We start from the raw sequence: 25,062 nt of genomic DNA on the forward strand, positions 1-25,062 counted from the left end.
AGACTACTTACCCGGGTCACTTTTATAAATACGATCCCATTCTGCGGTTAAAATGACGTCTTAGGCCCTCTCCCAATAGATTGAAGGTAAGCACCGTCAGCAGGATCGCGAGCGCTGGGTAAAAGACAAAGGTAAATTTGCTTACATAAATATCTCTGCGTGTCTCTGCCAGCAAAGACACCCAGTTCATGCTCGTATTCAGGAACTTCATAGTGAAGTAATTAACCTCCACCCAGTTATGCGTCAAGAAAATACTCAATACGCCTAATTGTCCAATAAGCAGCATAACCTTGCCTACATCAATACAGAAGTTTATGATGATTTCCGGAACGAGCGACGGCATATAATAATTGCGAACCATGCGCCATCTGCTTAATCCCAGCGACTCCCCTGCCTCCACGAACAGTTCATGCGAGATATGGTTCGCTTGCTGCTGCACGATATATGCTACCCGTCCAACTTCAAGCAGAGCCAAGATCGGAATAACCCACATGATGCGATTGCTCGAGTATTGAATGAAAGGCATACTAAGCAATAAAATAGCCGAGAAAATAACAGGCAAAAACGTAAAGATTTGATTGAAACTTGTCAGTATCCAATGGGCAATCCCCTTCTGCTTATAGGCAAACAGACCTAAAGGCACTGCTATCATATAGCGCAGCAGAGCGATGCAAAATACAATATAAATCGTTTCCTTCGTCCCCACGACAAGCTTGCTCAAGTTGTCGACTCCATTCTTATCGGAGCCGAGCCAATTCAAATCCGAAGGTTGGAACGGAGGCAGCATGAGCTTGCCCTGCTCTGACCATCTATGTTTTTCAGGCGACAGCGACTTGTCTATGAACGGCAATTCCGGACCGAGGAACATGACAAAGAGGATGACGGCCAGCATCGCCCCACCGATCCATAGGGTATAGTTTTTCAATGAGGACACTCCTTTATCTCGATCTCGGTGTAACGGAACGCTTCGCAATGAAGGAAATCCACTGGACGAGCACAATCATAATCATGAAGCAGCAGGCGATTCCAATGATAACGCCCGGCTCATAATTCTCACCAGATCCAAAGCTTGTATCATAATCAATCGCTTGGAACAAACGGTAGGCTGCACCCGGATAACTCATTAAATATTCGACCATTAGTAAATTAGACAGCAAGTATCCGAACAAGGAAGGCAAGTGGGACAATATCGTCCCCAAGCTGTTGCGGCCCACATGCTTGTACAAAATCATTCGCTCCGCCACGCCCTTCGCTTTCGCGACCTGAATATACATCTGGCCTTCTTGTCCTGCAATGGCGGCACTCGTAATTCTAGCAATATACATAGCCGGATATATGGAAACAAGTACAGATGGAATAAGAAAAGCATACCACTCTTTTTGCTCAAAAAAATGAATAAACGGCATATACCGAATTACAAACCATTGAATAAGCAGTACAACCATAAAGTCAGGCACGGACTGAAACAGCCACGTCGTTCCGTTCCCAATCGCATTCCATTTTGATTTGGATAGCTTATAGTCTGCAAGCCCCTTCATGACACCAAGTATCGAGCTTAGTAAAAAGCCGATCACGATAATCGTCAAGCTTTTCCCGATCGCTGTCTGTACTACAGCACCTATGGGCTCCTCATAACGCGTTACTCCTAAGGTATGATCTACAAAGACACCGTGCAGGAAGCCTGTAATGTTGTCGGCATACTGCGACCAACTGAAATGATAGCTTGCCGACATCTTATAACCTTGCAGGCCAATATCGAGCTTGCGTGGAAATAACACGATAAGCACAACTACAAGTAATGCAAAAATGCTTAGGCATAGTGATTTCAACATATGCAGTACTAGATTCATAATTTCCTCCTGCGCACCCTCTCCAGATCCTTATGATAGTGATACCATATCATTCCTGCATTGTGAAGACTATGAAATACTGATTTGGATATTTAATCCATAAGGTGGATAGTTATTCGTCCCCCTACGCAAAAAAGCCGTCCATTCCCAATCCAAATTGAAAATGCACAGCCGTCGCGATTTTCTTTTTCTATGCTCCCGGATTACCGAATCTACGAATCTGCATCGCCCTTCTGACATACATATACAAAGGCTGGGGGGACATTCAAGAGTACAAAGTGGATGTTTTGAATATCGAAATAACGGGATAACTGCGGCTTCATCTGCTGGGAATATTGAAAGGCGATGAATAATCCCCCTGGCTTAAGTGAAGCATGAATTTGCCCAATGAGGTGTTCTCTTAGCTGCTGTGGGAAGTTGTAGAAGGGAAGGCCACTCAGCACGCAATCCAGCTGCTTTATGTTTTCTCGATCCAATACTTTGTCAAGCTCGCCAGCATCGGGATAACAAGCGTAGTCTGGAAAACTGTTCGTCAATCGGGCAAGCAGTATTGGATCTTTTTCAAATAAAAGAACTTTTGCCGCATCCGGCTTCACCGCATCAATGAATGTGGTAATTGCTCCTGTGCCCGCACCTAATTCAGCTACATGTTGTATCTCTTGCCATGCTACAGAGCCCAACATGCGCTGTGCAAGGAACTTAGAGCTAGGTATAATGCTCCCAATCTGTCGAGGTGATCGAATGAATGTTTTCAAAAATAAAAACTTTTCCTGAATGGTGTTCGTACTCATATGACTTCTCCCCTTCGTACTTCTTCCTGGATGTTCTTATCATATCCAACATGTCTTGGGATCATAGGGGAATTGTTCTGAAGAAGTAATAAATGAGTTCGTAAAGATTTCTGAATGGAATGGACAACTTCCATATCTATGCTTAATAGTAACACGGTAATTCTAAAAAACGTATAGAGGATATAAAAAATCGGCCCGCATCGAGTTGATCCGGGCAATCAGTAAGTTAGAAATGTATTCTGTTCCTGAAGCTTCCTAGCGTATCATCATATAGATTGCGTATGTCTGCATTTCGGATAGGTTGAGCATCCCCAAAATGCTTGTCCTTGCTTACTTTTTCTTCTCACCATTGGGGAGCCGCAAGTACAAGTCTTTGACGCAGTTGCTGCACTTTCCTTACTACCTTTCTTCCACTCTGCTTTTGCAGTTTCTATTTCCTGACGGCTTTTCTTCGAAGTTCTTTTGCCGGGATTCCACTTCCCCCATGAACGAAGCTTTTGTTCAATTAGTGCACCATGCCAATAATCCACTTTGAATTGCTCAGCTTCTTTCTTAGCTGGCCCAGTCAAATCTGAAGTCGTAACCAATAAGGACAGAATACAATCATGATTTCGCTTAGCTCCAACGAGTTCACGAACTGTCTGCACAGGAACCTTATGGTGACTTGCATAGCATTTCGCTTGAACAGCAGTCTTCTCTCCTCGTCGATCCGTAATCACAAGGTCCACGCCTCCGTCGCTTCCGCCGACCCCGACCTCTGTGACCCCATAGCCTTGATCTCGGAAATAAAGGGCCAACAGACGCTCAAACTCAACCCCAGTCAAATCCTCTAACTTACTTGATAAAATTGCTTCATCTTCTCGACAACGTGTTGAGGCTCTATTTATAGTCCCTCTCTTTGTCCGATTTTGGGACGCTCTCCCGTTCTTCTTCGGTGACTTCTTACCTTGAAGCGCAGCCATGATCGAGATCCCAAGCAAAATTGCGATTACAACAACCGCGATCAACATCCATTCATTGTTTCCCATGATAAATCTCTCTCCTGTTGTTCGTATATCAACATTTTACAACTTGGAAACATTTTGATAAACCCTTGAAATGTCTGCCTCCTACAGTTCCCCTCAATCAAGCAGCGAATAAAAAAATAAGCAATCCTTAAACAAGCAGCCAAAGCCAAAGAAGCCCTTATCCACCTTGTACGGTTGGTAAGGGCTTTACTTCTTGCAATATTTGTAATGCTCGAACCAAAAAGAACTTTCCTCTCCTCGATCCTCTATTCGTTTCGATCGCCAATCCATCGTCCTATGTGCCGAAGCGTTTGCGATATCCGCATTTGCGGCACAGCTCTTCCACAGCTTCTCTGCGAGAGAATCCATAGAACAGGTTGTTGGCTCGCTCACTTTCGACGATCTCTGAGAACGAGTCCTGATTCACGTTACCGAGGTTAATGACACCTTCCCCATCCAGGCAGCAAGGCACGACTGTACCATCGACCAATATCGCAGCTTGTGTGCGAAGCGCATGACAGAAGCCTTTGCCTTCATCTTCAGGAGCATTCAAGCTCGGCCATTCAAATTCATGGTCTTGATTCAAATAGACACGATCCGCAATTTTGACACCGCTGCCCGGAACGATCTTCTCTTCAATTCGGAAGTCCAAATTGAATTCTTTTTCGATAATTTCAAGCGTCTCGCGGTTGCGATTCCGCTCCATGTTTGTTTTATTATCTTGCGTCAAATTCCACAGCCGGAACGAGAAAATGACCTTATGCTCTTCAGCCTCACGCACGAACTCCAAAATATCGGCAAGATATTTGTCACGGTTCTCCGAGCCAATATGGCCATCGAAGCTGTGGAGCGAGAAGTTCATCTGGCGCAGCGCTGGCTTGCCAAGCAGCTTATGCTTGTTCTTGCGTATGAGCGTCCCGTTTGTCGTAATATTGACCTTAAATCCCTTCTCATGGGCTGCGTCCAATATTTCATCAATCTTCGGATGGAGCAGGGGCTCCCCTTTGACATGCAAATAAATGTGCTTCGTATGCGGCTTAATCTCATCTAGAATATGATGGAATGCATCCAGCTTCATGAAGTTCGCCTTGCGCTCCGTCGGCGGGCAGAATGTACAAGCCAGGTTGCATACGCTGGTCAGCTCTATATATACTTTTTTGAACGTTTTCAAGATTGTTCCCCATTCTATTGTAGTAGTTCCGAACTTTCCTCATCCTCTACTATGCACGAAAACGCCCCTGCATTCAACTTATTCCAAGCGGAACATTCAGGCACTAACACGAAAGAGCATAATGCAGTCTACTGGAAATCCACGACTGGAAAATCAGAGGGGATACCGTCATTAGATTCGAACATCACATTCTTTTCCTTTTCCTTTTCCTGTACAGAAAAAAGACCCTTATCAGGAAGGGTCTCTCTGGATACCATTTCGCTTATAAACGTGAAAAACAGTCTCGTGCAAGAACAAGTTACGCATATACTTGCGTGCGATCATCAGAAAGTTCTTCAATCGTTATGTAATCAAAATGCGCCTCATATCCTTCGCCCTGCGGACTGCAGGCATAGATGCCCACTTGAATTGGTTTGGACTCCTGCTCGAACAAATGTGTCATGCGGAGCTGCTTCCAGGCAGAACCGTCAAGCGAGTAATCGACATAAAAATCATTGCTGATTCGTGAAATACGGAAATAAAGCGGAGCCTCGCCGTTATCGACTTCTTGGGTCGACCAATCCGAATAGCCGTGGTTAGTCACAACCGCGCCGAGCTTGTTGCTGGCATCCGGGATATACTCTACAGATGTTTTGAGCCAAGTGTCTGGCGAATAGCGAACCATTAATCCTGCCTGGTCATAACGGTGTACAGGATACGAGCAGACCTTCGTCGTCAATCTGAAGTTCCCTTCCAGCTCCCTATATAGAAAATGTCCATTATCGACCTGAAAGCCATAATGCGTCTTTTGCCAGTAGTCGGTTTCTTTGGCAGTACGAACAATGAGTCTTGCTGTTTCTTTATTGATTTCCCAATCCCGGGGCGGCGAGTACCACTTCAAACTGTTGTTCAATTGCCCATTGCTGAAATCTTCATTCAGCCGAATTGAATTGCTCATCTGAATTGCCTCCATGTCGTAGTCTCTCTTCATCATAGGAGGAATCAGCCGCATTGTACAGAGCAAAGCCCAAGGTTAAGGGAAACCATAATTTATGAAGTGACCTGTGGAGTATCCTGCTCCAAAATAATGTCATTCAATACAAGACGAACAGGCGCGCTGATCGTATCTCCTACCGGACAGGTGCGCTCAATGAACTGCACGAATTGTTCGACTTGCTCATAGGAAGCACTGGTCTTGACATGAATGTTGTAGCGAATTTCGGAGTAGCCTCGGCGGACGTCCGACTTGTTCATAAAGCCGTCCGTATCCAAATCCCCCTCGAGCTCAACAAAAAATTGCTCCAAATCAATATTGAACTTGCGGGCGTATGCTCTCGCCACAATGGACTGGCAAGCGCCTAATGCACACAGCACTACTTCTACCGGGTTCATTGCCGTGTCCGTACCGCCTAAAGATTTGGGCTCATCAATCGTTATCTCGAAATTTCTCGATCTGGCCTTTACAACCATACCCTTTTGCAAATGTGCAGTAGCAGTAAATGTCTCAAGTGGCATTCACACGACCTCGCCTTCCTAATTTTAACCAATATTATATCACGGTTATAAAATATGAATAGTATAATTTTGCATAACGCGATGAAAGGAAGAAAAGGAGACTGCAGCATTCTGCAATCTCCCCCCTGTTGATCGAGCTGTAAACCGGCAGCCCTTATTTCAACGACCACACCTGTGTAACCCAATCTGCATAAAAGTCAGGCTCATGAGATACCAGCAGCACTGAACCGTTGTAGCTGCGAAGCGCCTCAATGAGCGCCTCCTTCGCCCGCACATCCAAGTGATTCGTAGGTTCATCCAACACGAGCACATTGCTGTCCGTGAGCATCAATTCACATAACCGCACCTTAGCCTGTTCCCCGCCGCTTAGCGAGCTGAGCGGCTGCCGAATATGCTCCTCCGTTAGCCCAGTCATCGCAAGCAGCTTGCGAATTTGCTGCTGCGTCAGATCAGTACGGAACGCACATAGTTGATCGAGGGCTGTATCATCGGATACGAACACTTCTTGAGCAAAATAGGCAACCTTTACTCGTTCCCCTTGGTGCACGGTACCGTGTAATGGTGATAATTCTCCAAGCAAGGTTTTGAGCAAAGTCGTCTTGCCGACGCCATTATGACCGATAATCGCGATCTTCTCCCCTCGCTTCATGGACAGATTCAAAGGCCTGCACAACGGCTTGGCATAACCAACCTGCAATCGTTCTGCCTTGATAATTGTCCCCTCTGGCTCCATATTAACTTGGAATTCAAATCGCGGCTTCAAGCCTGATATCGGGCGGTCAATCCGTTCCATACGCTCCAGCATCTTCTCCCGGCTCTTAGCCTGCTTCGCCTTGCGAATCTTATTTTTCTGGACAAAATCTTCGAGTCTGGCGATTTCCTTCTGTTGTCTACTGTACGCTTCGTGCTGCTGGAGTTTATTAAGCTCGTATACGCTGCGGAATGCCTCATAGTTGCCGACATAACGCTTAATGTTCTGGTGTTCGACATGGAAGATCGATGTGGCAATCTCATTCAAGAAGGAATTATCATGAGAGATAACTAAGAAGGCTTGCTTATACCCCTTCAAATAGCCCTTCAGCCAATCAATGTGCACATCATCCAAATAGTTCGTCGGTTCATCCAGCAGGAGAACATGCGGCTCTTCCAGCAGCAATCTCCCTAGAAGCAGCTTTGTGCGCTGACCTCCGCTCAGCTTCTCGACGCCTCGATCCAGACCGATATCAAGCAGCCCTAAGCCTGCTGCGATCTGTTCCAGCTTCACTTCAATCTCATAAAATCCCGAATGCTCCAGTCGATGCTGAAGCTCTCCATACTTGGCAAGCCACACCTCCAGATTGTCAGCATCTTCGGACATCCTGTGTGCCAGCTCCATCAGGTTCTGTTCCATGGCATAGAGGTGCCCAAATGCCCCGCGCAAATAATCTAACACTGTCGTGCCGGGCTGTAGGTCAATATGCTGCTGCAGATAGCCTACCTTTACATGAGGAAGCCATTCGACAGTGCCCTTATCGGGCAATAGCTCCCCAGATAGGATCCGCAGCAAGGTTGATTTTCCAGCTCCATTGCTGCCAACAACTCCAGCATGCTCGCCTGGTAGCAGGCGGAAACTAATATCGAGAAAAATTCGCTTATCCCCATGGTAATGGGTTACTTGTTCTACGGATAACATACTCATTTCATTCTCTCCTTTAACGTGTGCATAATCATGCTCAACGCCAAGCGAGAGAACAGCCTAATAAAGAGTTATTCAAATCGGTATGCAAAATAGGGCAAGGCGAACAAACGCCTTGCCCTATACAAATATCCCTATATAGATTCATCCAAAAAGCTTCAGGTTACGCCGCACTGCAGCTGTTCTGCATAGTGATCGTGCGCCTAAGCTTCATAGAGACATACTTGTATATGAAAAAGGAATCGGTTCTTTATCTACTGTTCTTCGATTTGGCGTTAAGCTAAAAATGGGCAGACTTCTCCCGTCTTAAGCCAATTTCCGTTGAAGAACAGTTGACAATACCGCCATCCCCTTTCTAATCCTTATCCTCATAAAATGGTATTACGAGGAAAATGATACATGATCTATGCTAGTCCTGTCAAGAATATGCAAAAAACCGCTGAATCCGATGGATCCAGCGGTATGTATTCGTACGATGATTAAGCCGCGTTATCTACTACTTCCTTCGGCACCTTAATTTCGGCCACTTCATTGTGCTTAGAAATGGTGCTTGTCATTTTCATACTGATTGAAATCTTCTGTCCGTTCTCTTCCCCTTCGAGCACGAGTGTAAAGTCACTCTTCGTAGGGAAGAAATTATCCTTGTTCACACCATATGCCATCGTAAGCGTCTTGACGTTCATCTTGCCTAGCGCCTCTGCTGCTTCTGCGCCAGATGACTCGGACAACAACGTCTTCGCCAGCTCCTTGCCCTTATCGCCGGACACATCCGTAGTCATCATATACTCATTGCCTTCAAGAGTGATTTTCGCTTCCTTCTCCAGTGACTTGAATTTGTCCAAATTTTGCGTCAAGCTTGTTTGGCTTTTGATGTTCGCTTCCCATTGGCTCTTCAACTCATCTGGAACCTTGGCCCATTCGCCATTAACCTGAGAGTATACCCCTTCTTTGGCGAAATATTGTTTAATCGTTTGGTTTGTTTGGTCAGACACAATAGACGTATCTTGATAGAAGCCAAGCGGCTCCTTTGTGAAGTCGGTTTTGATTTTGATATCCGATTTTTGTTCCTGACTGCTATCGCCTTGAACTGCATTTACTTGCTCGACATGAACATCCAATGAATAGCTTTTCAATGTCTTATCTGCCTCAGTTGCCTTTTGAATCAACTCTTCCGCCGTAGGCGTTGATTTGCCGCAAGCGGTTAATCCTAGAACTACCACGATCCCAACTAGTACTGCCTTCCACTTTTTCAAAATCGTCTGCCTCCCAAAATAGAATCCTTTCTCATCTTAACGAATCTATGACAGCAGACAAAGTGAGCATAGCCCTAATCCGATACAGTAACTAGTAGGATAGGACTATTCATCAAATAAAAAACCGCCGAATCCATAGATTCGACGGTTTTGGATATGCACTTGCAATTATTTTACGCTGTCCAATACTTCTTTCGGCACCTTAATTTCGCCAATCTCATTATGCTTGGAGAACGTGCTGTTCATAACCATATGAATTTCAACTTTTTGGCCTTGCTCCTCTACGTCCATCGTCATATCAACATCAGATTTCGTAGGGAGATGCGTATCCTTGTTCACACCATATGTCATTTTAATGCTTTTAATATTCATTTGATCCAACATCGCTGCCATTTGCGGGTTGCTATTCGAACCAGATTGGCTCATTAACGACTTCGCCAGTTCCTTCATCCCGTCACCGGACAAATCTGCAGTCAAGATATAGTCATTTCCTGCTTCGGATACTTTCGTATCTTTCGCAATCGATTTGAATTGTTCCAAGGACTGCTCCGGGCTTGCCCCTTTTTCGGCACCTTCCAGTACTTGCGCCTTCATATCATCCGGCATCTTCGTCCATTGCCCGTTCATTTGCGAATAAACGCCATCCTTCGAAATATACTGAACAATCTTTTGCTCGCCTTGTCCCGTTACGGTCATTGTCATTTCTTGATACAGGTTGAACGGCTCTTTCGTTATGTCGCTTTTCAGCTTCATTTCTGTATTTTGCTCTTGCTTCTGCTCCCCTTGGCTAATCGTAAGATCCGTCTTAATTTGGGCTTCCATAGCGAAATTCTTGAGCGATTTGCTTGCATCAATTGATTTTTGAATAAGTTCATCGACAGATGGAAGCGAAGCTTCTTTTTTCTCCGTATCAGTTGTCGTCTGTGCTGTAGAAGAGCTGTTTGTTCCGGCAGCGTCTTTTTTATCTCCACAAGCCGTCATGCTTACTACTAATATTGCCCCCAATAATAGTGCAACCCATTTTTTCAAAATTTTTACCCCCTAAATGTTAGTACACTTACTCATATTAACCAATGCATACGTCTCTGCAACAGGGATTTTAGAACTAAAACATGTGTCAAAACCGTAGAGGAAACTAGATATTTAGACCTAGTTAACGTAAAATTTATTCATTTCTGGCTGTACAGTCTATAATCATCCTATACAGACATATACGTTCTTCGGAGGATTCATGCATTGAAAAATCTACTTGTCACCGGCTACCGAGCACATGAGCTTGGTATTTATAGCAACAAGCATCAAGGCATTCCTTATATACGCAAGGCTATTGAATCTCGGCTAATCCCCCTTCTGGAGGAAGGGCTGGAATGGGTCATTACTCCTGGACAATACGGAGTCGACTTATGGGCTTGCGAGACTGCCATTTCGCTGAAGAGTCAGTATCCTCAATTGAAGTGCTCAATCATAACGGCGTATGCCAACCCAGAAGCACAGTGGAGCGAGGAGAAGCAGGCCTATTTTGAAGAAATTATGCGCGGCATTGATTATTATGGAACGGTAAGCAATGCGCCCTATAGCGGCAAGTGGCAGTTCATTGCAAGGGATGACTTGCTCTTTCGCAAATCAGATGGCATTCTGCTCGTCTATGATGAGGATGCTGGGGAGGCAAGTCCGAAGTTCACGAAGGAGCGTGCCTTGAAGAAGCAGGAGGAAGAAGGCTATATCTATATCAGTATCGGAGCAGAAGAGATTCAGGCTATCGCCGATGAGGAAAGAAGCAATATGTTCTTCGAATGAGGAATATACGGAATGAAAGATCCTGAAAAAAGAACCTGCTTATGCGATTGACGGGCGGGTTCTTCTGCTTGCGCAAATTAGTTCAACCGATCCAGCATCTCGTACTTGTTGCCGCAAGGGTCTTTGAAATAAACCGCGTATTAGGTCGGACTGATCGGCATATTAGGATTGGGAAGTTTGCTCCCGAATTGCAGCCAATACGTCTTCCCAGTGCAGCTTCATCTGCTCACGCGTAACCGGGTGATCCAAATTTTCCTGGTGGAAACTGATCGTTGTTTTGTCTGGTTGATTGGACAGCAGCCGAATTTGCAGCGTGGACGGCTCCACCCACTCCTTCTTCGACCATCGTAAACGGAGCTGCTGGTACGGTTTGACGACCCGGAATTGGCCGGAAATGCCTTCTGCGGATCGAAAGGTCTCCCCCACGCTAAAGGACAGGGGCGATACGGTTCCAATCCATAGCTTCAAGCCTTCGGCAGAGGTTAGGTACGCCCATGCTCGTTCTGGCGAGATCAACTGCGTTCTTCGAACCCCTACCTGATAGCCCATCGAAGCCGTTAGACCGACAATCTTGTTCGATGTGGATCTTTTACTTATCATCGTATCCCTTCTCTCATTTTTATTGTCCGTACTTACAACGCACAAAACTATCAGGGACTCACCCCCCTAACGAACAACTCAATGCTCGACTCTATAAATGCCTGATAGGATACTTTCGTAATCGTCGTCGCCCCAAATAGCTGTGTCATAAATGCTCCGTAATTCATCCACATAAACGTGATTGCCTGCGTTTCTGCGTCTATCTGAATCATACGATTTCTACTCTGCATGTCGGTAAAATATTGCGTCAGCAGTTCCAGCAATTTGCGCGGATGCTTCTGAGCCTTCTCACGGATTTCGATCAATTCGTCGTCCCTTAAGACGATGAGGAACAATTTGCGATTACGGTCCATGATCTCATGATACATCTGGCTAATCCCAAGCAGATCCTTCCCCAGATCCCAAGTCACTGTCTCGTTAAAGATCCGGGTCATTTCAACCGAATAATGATAACGGTCAACCGCATTCTCCAGCAAATTGAGTTTGCTCCCGAAATTGCGGAACAAGGTCATCTCACTGACGCCCGCTGCTGATGCGATTTCCTTGGTCGATACACCCTTGTAGCCTTTCTCAGCCATTAAGTCGATGGCAGCGAGCATCAGCCTGCTTTTGCTGTCCAAGGTCTGCTTGTCTTTCACATGATCACCTTCCTGGTACTCTTCGAACGATACAATAGATAGTTAGTGCTCACTAACATTTAATATGTTAATATTATCCTTATCTATCCTGAGTGTCAATGACCTTTTTTGCGGTGTTGCATGCAAACAACCGATTGACGCTGTATAAATAAGAGCTGTGTATTTTCATGGGTTTTGTTCTACATGAGAAGAGTTCAGCTTTTTCAACAGTTTGATCGGTATTTGCGCTCTGCAGTATTTAAAATTTTTCTGCTCGTTAGCGTAACAATTATTCCTCGATAAATAACAACAGCAACAGGATACAAGAATTCTGTTGCTGTTAGCAGTTTTGTTCTGTTTTGTCGCTCCACCACATTATTTCCCGGAAAATGTTGCGCCCCAACATATTATCACTTGTTCCACTTAAACGAAACTAGATTCAAGTCTTATGCTTTTCCTAGTAATCTATCTATTGCCGGCTTCGTGAAGCATGCCAATTGATCGGGCAGCTCGTTCAGGGAGAACCATCGCATATCCCCGATTGCTCCGTCTGCCTCATTATTGCGCGCTTCGCCTCCCTGTACCGTCGTATCGAAGATAAGTGACACCCAGTGCTCTTCATTTTCGGGACGGATCGTTTCCGCTGTGCAAAGCAATTGGGTTACGGTAATGTCGAGGTTAACTTCCTCTTTCACCTCACGGATAACGCATGCCTCTAACGATTCGTACATATCCAACTTGCCTCCAGGAATGCTCCATGTCCCTTTTTCCGGATTCCGATTGCGCTTGACCAGCAGAATTTCGCCTTGGTGATTGCGAATTACCGCTCCTACACCTAATTTCGGAATTGCTGTTATCTGATTTGAAATCGTCATTATCAATCACCTCGTATCGAATATTCACTCATTAGACTGTTCAGATTCTGCTATGGTTTCATAAAAAAAGGAGTTGCACATTGAGCGCACTCCTCTATTGATATAGATATCCGGCTTACTTGAACCAGCCCTTCTCCTTAAAGCGCGTAATCGCCTCAATACGATTACCCACATTCAGCTTGTCGAGAATAACAGAAATATAGTTGCGCACGGTTCCTGTCGTGATATACAGCTCAGAGGCAATTTCCTTCGTGTTCTTGCCGTCTGCAATCAGGCTGAGCACTTCCTTCTCTCGTTCCGTCAGCGGATTTTCCTCTGCATAAGCCTCATCAACCAATTCCGAAGCATAGATGCGTCTGCCCGCCATAATATTGCGGATCGAGTCTGCCAGTTCCTCGCTCGGGCTGTCCTTGAGCAAATATCCATTCGCGCCAGCTTTTACAGCTCTCTCAAAATACCCCGGACGGGCAAAGGTTGTCAGAATGACGACCTTGCAATCGGAGCCCTTCAATTCCTCGGCCGCATCAAGCCCACTTTTTCCCGGCATCTCAATATCCATCAGGCAAATATCCGGATTGTGCTGATGAACGAGCTTCACAGCCTCATCTCCATTACTTGCTCGTCCGACAACACTCATATCCTCTTCCAAATCCAGCAGAGACGCTAGCGCTCCAAGCAGCATCCGCTGATCTTCCGCAATAACAATTCGTATCACGTCCCCACCTCCTTAAGCGGTTGTTTCGTTATGATCGGCACTCGAATAATAATGGTCGTCCCTTGATCACATACAATGTCCATACTTGCGTTAATAAACTCAAGCCTTTCCTTCATTCCCAGCAAGCCATTCCCTGTTGATTGAATGCTGCTGTCTATTCCGATCCCATTATCCTTTACCTTAACAGTATGCTCAGTCGGAGAGGTCTCAAGCTGAATCGAGCAGACCGTTGCATTGCTATGCTTCACGATGTTCGTTACGGCTTCCTTCAAGCACATACTGAGTACATTTTCATGCAAGAGAGAGATATTCGTAAACTTATCGCCTTCCAGCCTGAACTCAATTTGAGCTGCCTTCAAAATTTGCTGGATGCGGAACAGTTCATCCTCCAGACGCGTCCCCCGCATTTGCGTCACCAGTTCCCGCACTTCCTTCAATGCCGTTCTCGCGGTCTGCCGCACATCATTGATTTCCGCTTGTGCTCGCCCGGGATGTTTATGAATAAGCTTGCCTGCAAGGTCGCTCTTCAGCCCGATTAATGACAGCTTCTGACCGAGTGTATCATGCAAATCACGAGCAATGCGATGACGCTCCTGCAGCTTAACGAGCTCGGCAATCCGCTTGTTGGCATCCTCCAGCTCCCCCTGCAGCTTATCCCGCTTATTGCGGTTATAGGTTGTTACAGGCAGGAGGATGACTCCGATCATACTGACTAGGACAAACGGGAGCTGCGTAATGAGCACAGGGTTCTTCGTTACAAACCCATAATTAATTGTCACAATGGTACTTATAAGGTGAATCGTATACAGCGTAATAAACCCGATCTTATGTTGAATGTTCCCAATAAAAAACGCTAAGAACAGTGAAAAATAAACATACCCAAACAGCACGGTCATTGTAATCGAAATGATCACTTGGAAGGCAGTCCAAAAGTAAACCCACCAGCCTTTTGATACAAACGACAACACATAACAGCCGAAGAACGCTAGGATCATAACGATTCCGATAACAACTTCATACGGTGAAGAGGCCCGAAAAATAAAATAAAAAGGAAGGATATAAAAGACCACCCATACATACGGGCTCAATCCCGTACTCCTGTGAAATATATGGTACCATTTCTGCATGGTTGTCCCCTCCTTCCCTTACGCCATATTTAATTGTATCTTACCATAAATGATGCCAGGCAGTGCTTATTATTCCCCTTGCATGCCTGCTCTTGGAGCCGGCTTGATAGAACTTCTAATGCGGCCTGATTTCTGCAGCAGCAACTGCTTGTGTTCCTTGAAGCTAACGAATACCTTTCTCTCTTCATCCCATAGTCGGAATCGGAGCGATTTCAGGCTCGTACGCAAGGTGATCGTCGTTGCCTTCTGCAGCGGGATGGACGCATCATGCGCCTTCTCCAAATTGTAGTTCGGCACCTTCGGGCTCAGATGATGCACATGGTGGAAGCCGATGTTGCCGGTTATCCATTGAAGCAGCTTCGGCAGCTTGTAATAGGAGCTTCCTTCTACGGCCGCCTTCACATAGCTCCATTCATCCTCATGCTCGAAGTACGTCTCCTCGAACTGGTGCTGCACATAGAACAGCCAGATACCGAGCATGCCCGACAAGAAGAAGATTGGCCCTTGGATCATTAGAAATGCCTGCCAACCAATGGCCCAACACAGCAATGTATATAACACTACAATTGCAATATTCGTAATGTACGTATTCACTCGTTCCTTACGCTTCGCACCTTTACTATTGAAGCGATACGCAATAAGAAAGATGGCAATCGGCCCGATGCAGAGCATAACCAGCGGATTGCGGTATACACGATACACAAAACGCGTCCACCAGGAAGCCTCCTCGTACTCCTCAACCGTCAGCACCCACATGTCGCCAATTCCCCGTTTATCTAGGTTGCTACTTGTGGCATGATGGATAGAGTGACTGTGCTTCCATTGCTGGTACGGAACAAGGGTGATCACCCCTGTAATCGTCCCAAGTATATCGTTTGCCTTCCGGCTCTTAAAAAATGATTGATGACAGCAGTCATGAAATATAATGAATGTCCGAATGACAAAGCCGGACGCAATTACGACGAACACGAGCGATAACCAGTAAGATACCGCAAGGCTTGCATAGGCGGCATACCATAGAGCCAAAAGCGGCAAAATCGTATTGCATATTTGTCGAATGCTCGATCGCATATCGATCTGTTCATACGGCGCAACTTCCTTCTTCAAGCTAGTAAGCTTCGAATCGGCCATCGTGTCAGTTCCCCCTAAATTGTTAACGAACATAGGTGATATCGCGTAATTCCTTAACTTAATAACCTTAAGTATAAAGAATCCGACAAGCACGCAGTAGTCACAAACGTCAGTTGGAGGACATGATAAATGTCATATAGGACAGTGTGTCGCAGTTAGTCCAAATACTACTGTTTTCCAAAGCCAATGTTAGAACAAAACAGCCTGCTCTATGAGCAGACTGCTAGATCAATCTTATTTATGAAGCGCAAATCGAACCGCTCTACCAATCAAGCCGGGTAATACCGATAAATGTCCTTCACCGGGAAAAACGTGAAAATCAACGGATAAGCCGTTCTCCTCCAGCTTCTTCAAGCGCTGGTGCATCTCTTCCGCATTATGTAACATCCGGTTCGGATGCGAGGCCTCCTCTTCCCCGACGGTCATGAGCAGCCGCACAGGGGATGGATCAGACTCCACAGCACGGATCGACGTAAAGGTCTTCTCCGCCTCCAACACGCAGCGATTGCTCCACCAGATGGAGGGGCTGCCCGCAATATAAGTCTGGAACAGGTCAGGCTTCGTGAACATCGTATTCAGCGTGAACAAGCCCCCAAGCGAATGACCGAATAGCGCTTGCTTGGATCGATCTATCGGATAAGCCTCTTCTATTTTCGGCTTCAGTTCCTCCTCTATATAGCGAAGGAAGTTGTCGCCGCCGCCTGTAGGCGGCCATTCCTCCCCGCCCGGTCTTGGCGGCAAGGATGCGCGATCCGTTGGAGGCGTTAGTTCATAGAAGCGATCCGCAGGAAAGTCCCCTTCCGTCAAATAACCAATCCCCACAACAAGCAGCGGACCGAAGCCGCGAATGCCTCGTCCCTTCAACACGCGTGCCGACTCCGCGCAAAGAGGAAATAACGCGTTGCCATCGAGCACATACAGAACCGGGTATCCCTCCGAAGGAGCTTCGCCCTCGGGAACACTGACACTAATTCGGTAGTCTCGGTTCGTATGCGTAGACACCATATTATATACCGTAGAACGCGGCAGCGTAATCGGTTGTTCTGCTATTTTCATGCTGGTTCCTCCCCTATTGATGCGGAATGAATTCCGATGACTCTGTCGAGGCCAATATTATGCCTTTCTAGCATTGAGCTATTTCGGAGCTCGATACAGCAAATAAATAAAATACGGAACGCCGAGCAGCGCAACAACGATACCTGCCGGCAGTGAAATCGGCGCAAAAATCGTTCTGCCGATATAGTCCGAAACCACAACGATAACCATCCCGATAATCCCGCAAACGGGCAGCATACGATGATGGCTCACACCGACCAGCTTCCGCGCTATATGCGGTGCAATCAAGCCGACAAAGCCAATGCTGCCGGATACGGATACACAAGCACTGACAAGACCAATGCTGGCTATCAACAGCACATTCGTCTCCCGATTGACCGCCACGCCAAGACTCATCGCACTGTCGCGCTCGAATTGCAGCAAGTCTAACTTCCTTGACTTAAACCAGATGAAAGGGACGCAAATGATAAGCCATGGCAATGCGGCTACAACGTAATGCCAGTTTGCATTCCACACACTTCCTGACATCCACACCGTTGCCATCTCAAAGTCCTGCGGGTTCATCTTCAACGAAATGTACATGGACAAGGCGCCGAGACCTGATGCTACCGCAATACCGACAAGAATCAAGCGCTGCGGATCCAATCTGCCTCGATGCCATGAAAATGCAAAAATAAAGATGGCTGCCAGCAGTCCACCGATAAGTCCGAACAAAGGCATCGCCATCACAGCAAACCAATCTGTGCCGACGATTTTCCCTTGGAAGAAAAACATAAATAGTACGACTGCTGCACCGGCACCGGAGTTTATGCCCAAAATGCCTGGATCAGCAAGGCCGTTTCGCGTAATGCCTTGTATGACAGCGCCTGCTGTGCCCAAGCCGAGGCCCACTATAGCAGACAGCACAATGCGCGGCAATCTGAACTCGAAAATGACAAGATCATGATCCGGCTGCGGGTTAATACGCAGTAGCGTATCGACGACCTCTTTCACAGTCATGTCAAAGACACCGTTCGTCGTGCTAACATAGACAGCGGTTAAGAACATAGCAATTCCTACGCCAAATACAATCCACCAACGAAGCAATGAATCTCTATGCACGTTCTCCCCCTCCTTTTTTGCGAATGAGATAGAGGAAGAATGGAACACCGATTAAGGCTGTCACTACACCAACCGGAGTTTCGAATGGATAGTTGATGAATCTGCTGAGCACATCAGCGAGGCCAAGGAACAATGCCCCCAGCAAGCCTGCACAAGGTACCGTCCATCGGTAATCGAGTCCAACCAGCATGCGTGCAATATGGGGAACAATTAAGCCAACAAAGCCAATTTTACCTGCCAGCGCTACCGAAATACCGGTCAAAATGACGACTGAAGCGGTTGCAAGCAGCTTCACGAAAAATGTCTTCTGCCCTAAGCCAGCCGCAACATCCTCGCCGAGCGAAAGTGTCGTAATTGATCTGGTGACGGACATCGCTAAAATAAATCCAACAATGGCAAATGGAATAACAAGCTTAATTAATTGGGGATCCAATTGATGAAGCCTTGCATTATACCAGAAGCTGATGTTTTGTGAAATTTGAAAATAAACTGCAATCGCAGATGAAATGCTGCTGAGCAGCGTTCCAATAACCGTTCCGACAATCGCCATCTTCACCGGTGACAACCCTCCTGGAATCGTGGAGGCCAACCCCCACACGACGGCGACGCCAAACAATGAACCTAATAACGAAAAGAAAATCATTTCAATGGATGATGCAGAAGGAACCAAAATCGTGCACAACGTAATGACGAAGGCCGAACCATCAGATACCCCCATAATAGAAGGGGATGCAAGATAGTTTCTTGTCATCCCCTGCATCATGGCCCCTGATATGGCTAGAAACGCTCCGATCAAGAGCGCTCCTATTACCCTCGGCATGCGCGAGTGCATAATAATTTGATGATCTACATTGTCCGGATTGAAATGGAATACGGCATTCCATACGGTATTCGCATCAATGTTCTTAGCTCCATATAGCACGGATAATACGATGACCGCCACCATGGCAATTGGTGACAAGATCATAATTGCAATCGCCAATGCCTTCTTATTATGCATATCGTACCAACCTGTTGTTTATTATTTGAACAGCCGAATTATTGGGACAGCTTATCTACTGCTGCTTCAAGGAACAAGAATTTGCTAAGCGCCGTACCGCCTTGCGCAAGCGGATCTACAACATTGACGAACACTTTCCCATTCTTAACCGCATTAATGCTCTTCCAGATCGGATTGTTCTCCAATTCTTCCAGTGCTTTCGGTGTGTCCTTATTCTCATCTGGAGAAAACTGAACGAACAGATAGTCAGGATTGATTTCCGAGAATTTCTCAAGCGAAATCAATTCTTGCGCTTTCGCTGCTTTCACTTCTGCTGGAGCGGTAAAGCCCAAATCTTTATAAAGGGAAGCATTAAAGAATACGCCCTCAGGGTAAATCGCAAGATCTCCCTTACGTACGCGAACGGCCAAAACCTTCTTATCCTTCAGTTTATCGCCGAGCTTCGCCTTAGCCGCATCCAGATCGGCTTTATACTTGTTCAAAGCTTCTTCCGCTTCTTTTCCTTGCCTGTCAATTCCGCCAAAAGCTTTAAATTAGCTTCCCAATTCGTCGAAACGTGGGATACCGGAACTGTAGTCGTAATTTTTTGAACTTCTCGATAGCCTCTGGTTTGAATTTCGTAGAAGCAAGGATAATGTCAGGCTTCAGCTTTAAGATGCCTTCGTAGTCTGGCTCCATCTTCTCTCCAACCGATACCGCTTCCGTTGTCGCTTTCTTGAACAAGTCTGGGAACTGACCGCTCACACTGATTGCGCCAACTGGCTTCGCGTCAAGCACAACTGCATCTTCCATGGATTCCATAGAACCTGAAATCACAATGCGCAAATCCTTTTTAGCAGGAACTGTATATGTCTGATCCAAATATGTAATCGTTCTTGTTTCTCCGGACGGTGCAGCCTCTTTATCTTTATTTTCCGTGTTAGACGCTGGTGCAGTCGTTTCCGCAGCAGAGCCGCTCTTTGTGTCAGCTCCCTCTTGCGTTTTGCCGCCACCAGCACCGCACGCTGTCAAAGCTAGTGAAAGTGAAAGCAATAATAACCCCTTAGCCATCCATTTGTTCATTTATTTCTGAACTCCCTTCGAATTCTATCAATTGATAATGATTATCACTATTAAATGATAGAACGTTTGTCTCAAATCTCCAATGGATAATTTCCTGAATTGTTATGGACATTTTCCGGATAAAAGCTCGAGCATGGTTTCCATCATACGTTCCATTGCAATAGGTGAATACTCTACCCATGGATCCGTATGTATCATGTGCATGCGCTGATGGCGCACAGCCTCCAGCTGCTGCCATCGCCAGCTCTCTTGAAGCTGCTGCCACGAGGCCAATGTTTCACTCTCTTGGCAGACATTGACGAGCAGGCGATCCGGATTGATTTGGGCGAGCTGCTCCAATGACATTTCTACGTTATATATAGGCTCCTTCCATTGGAATGCGGGCTTCAACTGCAAGCTGCCGAACATGATCTCGGCAATTCCGCGATTGCAATATGCGAAAATTTGCTGCCTCAGAATTCTGACGAAGAGAAGCGACTCATTCCTCACACGCAACGGAAGCTGTTCCCTTATCCAATTCACTCTGCGGTCGTACCGTTTCAACCAATTTTCAGCATCACTGTCCTCCCCCAGCAGCTTCGCCGTATGCTTCAATTGATCGCGCCAATTCATTGCGCTAGGAATCGAGCAAATGTTGCCCATCTGCTCGAGCTGCTCCTGCTCTTCCCTAATCAGATCGTCCATTGTCACGATGATATCCGGCGACACTTCTTGAAGCTTTTCAATGTTGGCAGCCCAATGTTCGTTCACACGGTATGCACTGAGATGAACCGGAATGTCATAGCGATATCGATCATAATAGTATTTCGTCCATTTCGGGTGCAGCGGTGCGGCATACGGAATGATATTGAGTGCAAGGAGATAGCCTGCAACGCCCGTTCCGTACGCTGCAATTTTCCTTTTGCGGCTTCTCATATATACCGAAGGCGAGACTCCAACCACTTGCTTGAACTTGCGGCTGAAATAGAATTCATCCTGATAGCCGACCTGATGCGCAATATCGCGCAGCTTCACGCCGGATCGGTTGAGAAATTCCTTCGCCTTGTTCATCCGCAGCTCTGTCAAATAATCATGGGAGCTCATGCCATACGTCTTTTTGAACAGATCGACAAAGTATTTGGGACTTACACCTGCAATAGAACCGAGATGCTCGATCGACAGGCTATCGTTGTAATGAAGATCCATGTAAGCCTTCGCGCGTTCAATTGCTGGGCTGCTTTGCTCGCTCATCGCCAGCGGCGTATGGTTCAATAGCGTATACAGAAGCTCCTGAAAGGCGAATTGGGCGCGGAATCGCTCCTGCGCATGCACACTGCCATGCATGCGAACGACCGCATCACAATGCAGGGCAAGCTCCCCTACGGAGGATACTGCAATACTCTCGTGCTGCTCCAGCTCCTCCTCACGTCGAAGGGGCTGAAGCTGCGCTTCCCCCTCTACTTCTTTATACATATCAAAATAAAAGAGATAGGCCTCTATTCCATCTTCTGCGTCAGACCGCAGGCCAAATGTATGCTCGGGAACGAACCAATACGCACAATCGCGGGACAAGGAATACTCCCGGTTATCGAGCTGCAGGGTTCCATGCCCCTGAGTCGTAATGAAAAGCAGATGCGTGCTTGTCCATTGCTGGGCAGATTGATAGCCCTGGATCTGCTTGTAATATTCAGCCCCGCGAAGCCTGTATGTTGCTTCACTCCAGGTGATACGGCTGCCAGCCTGATTTACTTGCTTAATCGTTTTCATGCTGCCTCCTATTTATATAGAAGAAATCGGTGAGCTTGCACAGCTCTTCTAACCATCATAATGATAATGATTCTCATCGTCAATATTTGCTTTGCATGCCTGCAAATTAAATAGGCCCAACAGTTAAAACCGTTGGGCCTCATGGCAATCTTTATGCTAGTTCGTGTTCTAGCTATCGCTCTTGGTCAACTCCTCTTCTGACTTGTGCAAAAAGATGAGCATCTTTAGGCCATCCTGTACGCCCTTTGCATAAATCCATCCCATTTGCATGGAAGCAATCTCGTTCTGCACCTCTATCCACTCCTTGAGCAATCTTCGGCCATTGCGTTCCAGCTTGCGCTGTATCGCGCTTTCCAATTCATCTAGCTTATTCTGCAGCTGTATAATATCCGGCAGTCTATCGACTTGTGTTCTTAGAAGTTCCAATCGTTGATGTAAGGTATCCGTTACCCAATCCGACATGATTCTTCCTCCACCTCGATTACTAAACTAACTGCAATTATCCACTATCCATCTAAATTTCCATATACTAGTTCCATTATAGTATAACATTTATTTTATTGTTATGTTATAGTGATATCTCATTTTCTTCTGTGATTCACTAACCTCTAACTGAGGTGACCATCATGTCAGATTTGCTTAAGCTTGTTGGCGAACAGCTAAGGATGATTCGAATCGCAAAGGGATTAAGTCAGGAGCAAGTTGCCGAAAGAACCGGGAAAGAAGGCATGGGCAAGTCACGCATATCCGATATTGAATCCGGTAAAGTCAATGTAACTCTGAAGACATTGGAATCCCTTATGCACGCGCTGGATATTGTACCTAGTGAACTGTTTAACTTTCAGAAGCTCAACGTCGCGGACGGCATCGAGGATAAACGAATGCTTCTTGATCTACATAGAATTACGCTCATGGAAAGATCAATTGATGAGGTTAAGTATGTGGTTCGGACTACGAAGGATTTCCTCAACACGATAGATGCACACAGCTCGAAAGGAAATAAGCGTTCCTAAGCACAGCAACCGATAATCACGGCCAAAACATCAAAATACGAAAAGCCCGCCATCTTAATCCAGCGGGTTTTTCGTATTGCAAAATGGCGAACGTCCCTGGAATATGGTGTGGCTGAGACACTTGCTAGATCGTCATTGCTCATTACCTTTCATGCGTTTCATCCGAAATCGAGTGACCCCATTATCCGAAATTTCATAGTAATGGCTTATGAAAACGGTGTCAATATTTTTTCTAAGCCCTTTCACGCATAAAAAAGTGACCCGCAATGCAGCACTTTTCCAAGTGTACACTGCGAGCCACATTATCGATTATAGTTATTTTCCGCCCTTATAACGCTCATAAGCAGCTTCATAAATTTCCAAGTAACGCTTCACGTTCATTTGCTCCAACTGCTTCACGTACGCATCCCACTGATCGAAGCCTGCTGCTCCAGAGGCGAACTTGTCGCGCATCTCGTCGATATATGTCTGAATGTCCGTCTGGATCGTCGTCAATTCTTCCTGCTCCTCTGGCGTGAAGTTGAAGGATGGCCACACATCCTCCATTTTCACCGAGAATGGCTCTGCATCCTGCGCATTTTTTATAGAAGAAGGATAGCCCTCTGCACCCTTGAAGAACTTCCGCTTCACGATGCCCGGATAGTAGCCGCCCGGCCACGTTAGGTATTGGCTGATGGCTTGATCCAGATTCAAACCATCCTTGTTGTTCTTAATCGCATCTAAATATTCATAGTCACCCTTGTCGTTCGCCTGGTAAGTAACGCCTTCAAAGCCCATGAAGAACATCTTCGCGCCTTCATCGCCATAGAAATGATCAATCCAGCGTATTGCGGCTTCTGGATTCTTCGCTTTGTCCGTCAAGACGAACATGCCGAGGTTGCCGAGCGGCGAACCGATATTCGTCAGCAGCTTCTCCCCGTTCACCCCTTGAATGACCGGCATCCCCACATAGCCGTCCTGATTGTACACGGCCTTCGGATCAACACCGTCCAAGAATCCATATAAGCCGGCGCTCGCTTTCGACGTAATGTCCGTATCCTTCATCGTGAAGGTTTCCTTATCCAGCAGTCCATCCTTGTACAGCTTAGCGACATATTGCATCAATTGCTTATATTCATCAGTCGACTGAACAAAGCGAAGCTTGCCCGTCGCCGGATCGAGATCCACATTCGGGTTGGCTATCCCATTCTTGCTCAAGCCGAAGGGACCGCGCAAAACGTTGATCATAATGCTGACGCCCCGAGATCCCCACGGAATCTCATCCTGCTTGCCGTTCTTGTTCGGATCCTTTTCCTTAAACGCTTTCAACACCTGAACCAATTCATCCAGATTCGTTGGCGCCTTCATCCCTACGTTATCGAGCCATTCTTGTTTCACCCACGGGGTGCCATAAAACAGCGATTTGAACTCCGGATCGAATATCGTTGGGAAGCCGTAAATGCTGCCATCCGGCATTGTAATCCCCTTTTTCACAATCGGGTACTGCTCCATTATCCTCTTGAAGTTCGGCGCATATTGATCAATGAGGTCGTTCAGTCTTAGAAATGTTCCTTGGCTACCGTATTTGATTAAATCCGTCTTCGGCAGTGCAGAGGCGAAAAACATCTCCGGATAATCGCCGCCCGCCAGCTTAATGTTACGCTTCTCCTTCAGACTGTCGACCTGCACTGTCTCCCACTCGATATGGATGTTGCTCATTTTCTCGTATTCCTGCCAGAGCATCAGCTTGCTCCAGTCGGCAGAAGCGAAGAACTTTCCGGCAAAGGCCGTCATCGTCATTTTGTCCTTCGCGATCGGCATGCCTTCCTTGTTCATCAGCGCCACACGCTCATCGCGATTGCCTTCGTTCGCTGCACCACCGCCGCCTCCGCCGCACGCCGTTACGAGCAATGAAAAGCTTAGCACCACACTAAGCGTCAATGTGAACCATTTTCTTGAACGCATCACATGTCCCCCTTGATTATTCAATATTAGAATATCG

The 25,062-nt window shown here is 46.4% G+C and carries 24 protein-coding genes and 1 pseudogene; 2 read left to right on the plus strand and 23 right to left on the minus strand.

Going from position 1 to position 25,062, the window contains the following annotated elements; genetic code table 11:
* Positions 1–22: 22 nt before the first annotated feature.
* The 10 genes from PAV_RS01070 to PAV_RS01115 form a co-directional block, all read right to left on the minus strand.
* Positions 23–925: an ABC transporter permease gene (locus tag PAV_RS01070; RefSeq protein ID WP_005542874.1), complete on the minus strand. Its 903-nt coding sequence runs from the start codon at positions 923–925 to the stop codon at positions 23–25.
* 13 nt (positions 926–938) lie between these two features.
* Positions 939–1,850: an ABC transporter permease subunit gene (locus PAV_RS01075; protein ID WP_005542876.1), complete on the minus strand. Its 912-nt coding sequence runs from the start codon at positions 1,848–1,850 to the stop codon at positions 939–941.
* 212 nt (positions 1,851–2,062) lie between these two features.
* Positions 2,063–2,641, minus strand: a complete 579-nt coding sequence (locus tag PAV_RS01080) for a class I SAM-dependent methyltransferase (RefSeq protein WP_005542878.1) — start codon at positions 2,639–2,641, stop codon at positions 2,063–2,065.
* A 266-nt stretch (positions 2,642–2,907) separates the two neighbouring features.
* A complete protein-coding gene (locus tag PAV_RS01085; RefSeq protein WP_005542879.1) occupies positions 2,908–3,669 on the minus strand; it encodes a restriction endonuclease in 762 nt (253 codons plus the stop codon).
* Positions 3,670–3,943: 274 nt separating this feature from the next.
* On the minus strand, positions 3,944–4,819 hold the full coding sequence (locus PAV_RS01090; protein ID WP_005542881.1) for a radical SAM/SPASM domain-containing protein: 876 nt from the start codon (positions 4,817–4,819) through the stop codon (positions 3,944–3,946).
* Between the two features lie 298 nt (positions 4,820–5,117).
* Entirely contained in the window at positions 5,118–5,756 is a 639-nt protein-coding gene (locus tag PAV_RS01095) for a DUF1349 domain-containing protein (protein ID WP_005542883.1), read from the minus strand.
* 92 nt (positions 5,757–5,848) lie between these two features.
* Positions 5,849–6,313: an OsmC family protein gene (locus PAV_RS01100; RefSeq protein ID WP_005542885.1), complete on the minus strand. Its 465-nt coding sequence runs from the start codon at positions 6,311–6,313 to the stop codon at positions 5,849–5,851.
* A 154-nt stretch (positions 6,314–6,467) separates the two neighbouring features.
* Positions 6,468–7,991, minus strand: coding sequence for an ABC-F family ATP-binding cassette domain-containing protein (locus tag PAV_RS01105; protein WP_005542887.1), 1,524 nt, complete (start codon positions 7,989–7,991; stop codon positions 6,468–6,470).
* A 476-nt stretch (positions 7,992–8,467) separates the two neighbouring features.
* On the minus strand, positions 8,468–9,241 hold the full coding sequence (locus PAV_RS01110; RefSeq protein WP_005542889.1) for a DUF6612 family protein: 774 nt from the start codon (positions 9,239–9,241) through the stop codon (positions 8,468–8,470).
* A 168-nt stretch (positions 9,242–9,409) separates the two neighbouring features.
* Positions 9,410–10,270 carry a DUF6612 family protein gene (locus PAV_RS01115; RefSeq protein ID WP_005542890.1) on the minus strand — a complete coding sequence of 287 codons (861 nt, stop codon included), beginning with the start codon at positions 10,268–10,270 and terminating at the stop codon, positions 9,410–9,412.
* Between the two features lie 207 nt (positions 10,271–10,477).
* Between PAV_RS01115 and PAV_RS01120 the strand changes: the two genes are divergently transcribed.
* Positions 10,478–11,038 carry an SLOG family protein gene (locus PAV_RS01120; RefSeq protein WP_005542891.1) on the plus strand — a complete coding sequence of 187 codons (561 nt, stop codon included), beginning with the start codon at positions 10,478–10,480 and terminating at the stop codon, positions 11,036–11,038.
* Between the two features lie 162 nt (positions 11,039–11,200).
* On the opposite strand, the gene PAV_RS01125 is transcribed toward PAV_RS01120, so the two are convergent.
* The 12 genes and pseudogenes from PAV_RS01125 to PAV_RS01180 form a co-directional block, all read right to left on the minus strand.
* Positions 11,201–11,638, minus strand: coding sequence for an SRPBCC family protein (locus tag PAV_RS01125; protein WP_005542892.1), 438 nt, complete (start codon positions 11,636–11,638; stop codon positions 11,201–11,203).
* A 50-nt stretch (positions 11,639–11,688) separates the two neighbouring features.
* On the minus strand, positions 11,689–12,276 hold the full coding sequence (locus tag PAV_RS01130; protein WP_005542894.1) for a TetR/AcrR family transcriptional regulator: 588 nt from the start codon (positions 12,274–12,276) through the stop codon (positions 11,689–11,691).
* Between the two features lie 425 nt (positions 12,277–12,701).
* Positions 12,702–13,130 carry an NUDIX domain-containing protein gene (locus tag PAV_RS01135; protein WP_005542895.1) on the minus strand — a complete coding sequence of 143 codons (429 nt, stop codon included), beginning with the start codon at positions 13,128–13,130 and terminating at the stop codon, positions 12,702–12,704.
* A 115-nt stretch (positions 13,131–13,245) separates the two neighbouring features.
* On the minus strand, positions 13,246–13,845 hold the full coding sequence (locus tag PAV_RS01140; protein WP_005542897.1) for a response regulator transcription factor: 600 nt from the start codon (positions 13,843–13,845) through the stop codon (positions 13,246–13,248).
* Positions 13,842–14,972 (minus strand): sensor histidine kinase, encoded by a 1,131-nt coding sequence (locus PAV_RS01145; protein WP_005542898.1) that lies wholly within the window; start codon positions 14,970–14,972, stop codon positions 13,842–13,844. The genes PAV_RS01140 and PAV_RS01145 overlap by 4 nt, the downstream gene beginning before the upstream one ends.
* Positions 14,973–15,041: 69 nt before the next feature.
* Positions 15,042–16,103, minus strand: a complete 1,062-nt coding sequence (desA, locus tag PAV_RS01150) for a Delta(5) desaturase DesA (RefSeq protein WP_005542900.1) — start codon at positions 16,101–16,103, stop codon at positions 15,042–15,044.
* Between the two features lie 234 nt (positions 16,104–16,337).
* Entirely contained in the window at positions 16,338–17,159 is an 822-nt protein-coding gene (locus tag PAV_RS01155; RefSeq protein ID WP_005542902.1) for an alpha/beta hydrolase, read from the minus strand.
* 78 nt (positions 17,160–17,237) lie between these two features.
* Positions 17,238–18,206: a FecCD family ABC transporter permease gene (locus PAV_RS01160; RefSeq protein ID WP_157266613.1), complete on the minus strand. Its 969-nt coding sequence runs from the start codon at positions 18,204–18,206 to the stop codon at positions 17,238–17,240.
* A gap of 46 nt (positions 18,207–18,252) precedes the next feature.
* A complete protein-coding gene (locus PAV_RS01165) occupies positions 18,253–19,260 on the minus strand; it encodes a FecCD family ABC transporter permease (RefSeq protein WP_005542905.1) in 1,008 nt (335 codons plus the stop codon).
* A gap of 38 nt (positions 19,261–19,298) precedes the next feature.
* Positions 19,299–20,310: pseudogene (locus PAV_RS01170) on the minus strand (ABC transporter substrate-binding protein).
* A gap of 114 nt (positions 20,311–20,424) precedes the next feature.
* Entirely contained in the window at positions 20,425–22,068 is a 1,644-nt protein-coding gene (locus PAV_RS01175; protein ID WP_005542907.1) for an AraC family transcriptional regulator, read from the minus strand.
* A 168-nt stretch (positions 22,069–22,236) separates the two neighbouring features.
* Positions 22,237–22,530, minus strand: coding sequence for a hypothetical protein (locus PAV_RS01180; protein WP_005542909.1), 294 nt, complete (start codon positions 22,528–22,530; stop codon positions 22,237–22,239).
* Positions 22,531–22,694: 164 nt separating this feature from the next.
* Between PAV_RS01180 and PAV_RS01185 the strand changes: the two genes are divergently transcribed.
* Positions 22,695–23,081, plus strand: coding sequence for a helix-turn-helix domain-containing protein (locus tag PAV_RS01185; RefSeq protein ID WP_005542911.1), 387 nt, complete (start codon positions 22,695–22,697; stop codon positions 23,079–23,081).
* A gap of 315 nt (positions 23,082–23,396) precedes the next feature.
* Here the strand turns inward: PAV_RS01185 and PAV_RS01190 are convergent, their stop codons facing one another.
* Complete coding sequence (locus PAV_RS01190) at positions 23,397–25,025, minus strand: type 2 periplasmic-binding domain-containing protein (RefSeq protein WP_005542912.1); 1,629 nt, start codon at positions 25,023–25,025, stop codon at positions 23,397–23,399.
* Between the last annotated feature and the right edge of the window lie 37 nt (positions 25,026–25,062).

Origin of the sequence: Paenibacillus alvei DSM 29 (assembly GCF_000293805.1) — a bacterium.
GTDB classification, from domain to species: Bacteria; Bacillota; Bacilli; order Paenibacillales; family Paenibacillaceae; genus Paenibacillus_B; species Paenibacillus_B alvei.

Excerpts from the sequence above, each read along its gene's own strand:
- PAV_RS01075 (WP_005542876.1), bottom strand. The coding sequence starts at position 1,850 with ATGAATCTAGTACTGCATATGTTGAAATCACTATGCCTAAGCATTTTT.
- PAV_RS01080 (WP_005542878.1), bottom strand. The coding sequence starts at position 2,641 with ATGAGTACGAACACCATTCAGGAAAAGTTTTTATTTTTGAAAACATTC.
- PAV_RS01085 (WP_005542879.1), bottom strand. The coding sequence starts at position 3,669 with ATGGGAAACAATGAATGGATGTTGATCGCGGTTGTTGTAATCGCAATT.
- PAV_RS01095 (WP_005542883.1), bottom strand. The coding sequence starts at position 5,756 with ATGAGCAATTCAATTCGGCTGAATGAAGATTTCAGCAATGGGCAATTG.
- PAV_RS01100 (WP_005542885.1), bottom strand. The coding sequence starts at position 6,313 with ATGCCACTTGAGACATTTACTGCTACTGCACATTTGCAAAAGGGTATG.
- PAV_RS01105 (WP_005542887.1), bottom strand. The coding sequence starts at position 7,991 with ATGAGTATGTTATCCGTAGAACAAGTAACCCATTACCATGGGGATAAG.
- PAV_RS01125 (WP_005542892.1), bottom strand. The coding sequence starts at position 11,638 with ATGATAAGTAAAAGATCCACATCGAACAAGATTGTCGGTCTAACGGCT.
- PAV_RS01135 (WP_005542895.1), bottom strand. The coding sequence starts at position 13,130 with ATGACGATTTCAAATCAGATAACAGCAATTCCGAAATTAGGTGTAGGA.
- PAV_RS01145 (WP_005542898.1), bottom strand. The coding sequence starts at position 14,972 with ATGCAGAAATGGTACCATATATTTCACAGGAGTACGGGATTGAGCCCG.
- desA (WP_005542900.1), bottom strand. The coding sequence starts at position 16,103 with ATGGCCGATTCGAAGCTTACTAGCTTGAAGAAGGAAGTTGCGCCGTAT.
- PAV_RS01155 (WP_005542902.1), bottom strand. The coding sequence starts at position 17,159 with ATGAAAATAGCAGAACAACCGATTACGCTGCCGCGTTCTACGGTATAT.
- PAV_RS01160 (WP_157266613.1), bottom strand. The coding sequence starts at position 18,206 with ATGTTCTTAACCGCTGTCTATGTTAGCACGACGAACGGTGTCTTTGAC.
- PAV_RS01165 (WP_005542905.1), bottom strand. The coding sequence starts at position 19,260 with ATGCATAATAAGAAGGCATTGGCGATTGCAATTATGATCTTGTCACCA.
- PAV_RS01175 (WP_005542907.1), bottom strand. The coding sequence starts at position 22,068 with ATGAAAACGATTAAGCAAGTAAATCAGGCTGGCAGCCGTATCACCTGG.
- PAV_RS01180 (WP_005542909.1), bottom strand. The coding sequence starts at position 22,530 with ATGTCGGATTGGGTAACGGATACCTTACATCAACGATTGGAACTTCTA.
- PAV_RS01185 (WP_005542911.1), top strand. The coding sequence starts at position 22,695 with ATGTCAGATTTGCTTAAGCTTGTTGGCGAACAGCTAAGGATGATTCGA.
- PAV_RS01190 (WP_005542912.1), bottom strand. The coding sequence starts at position 25,025 with ATGCGTTCAAGAAAATGGTTCACATTGACGCTTAGTGTGGTGCTAAGC.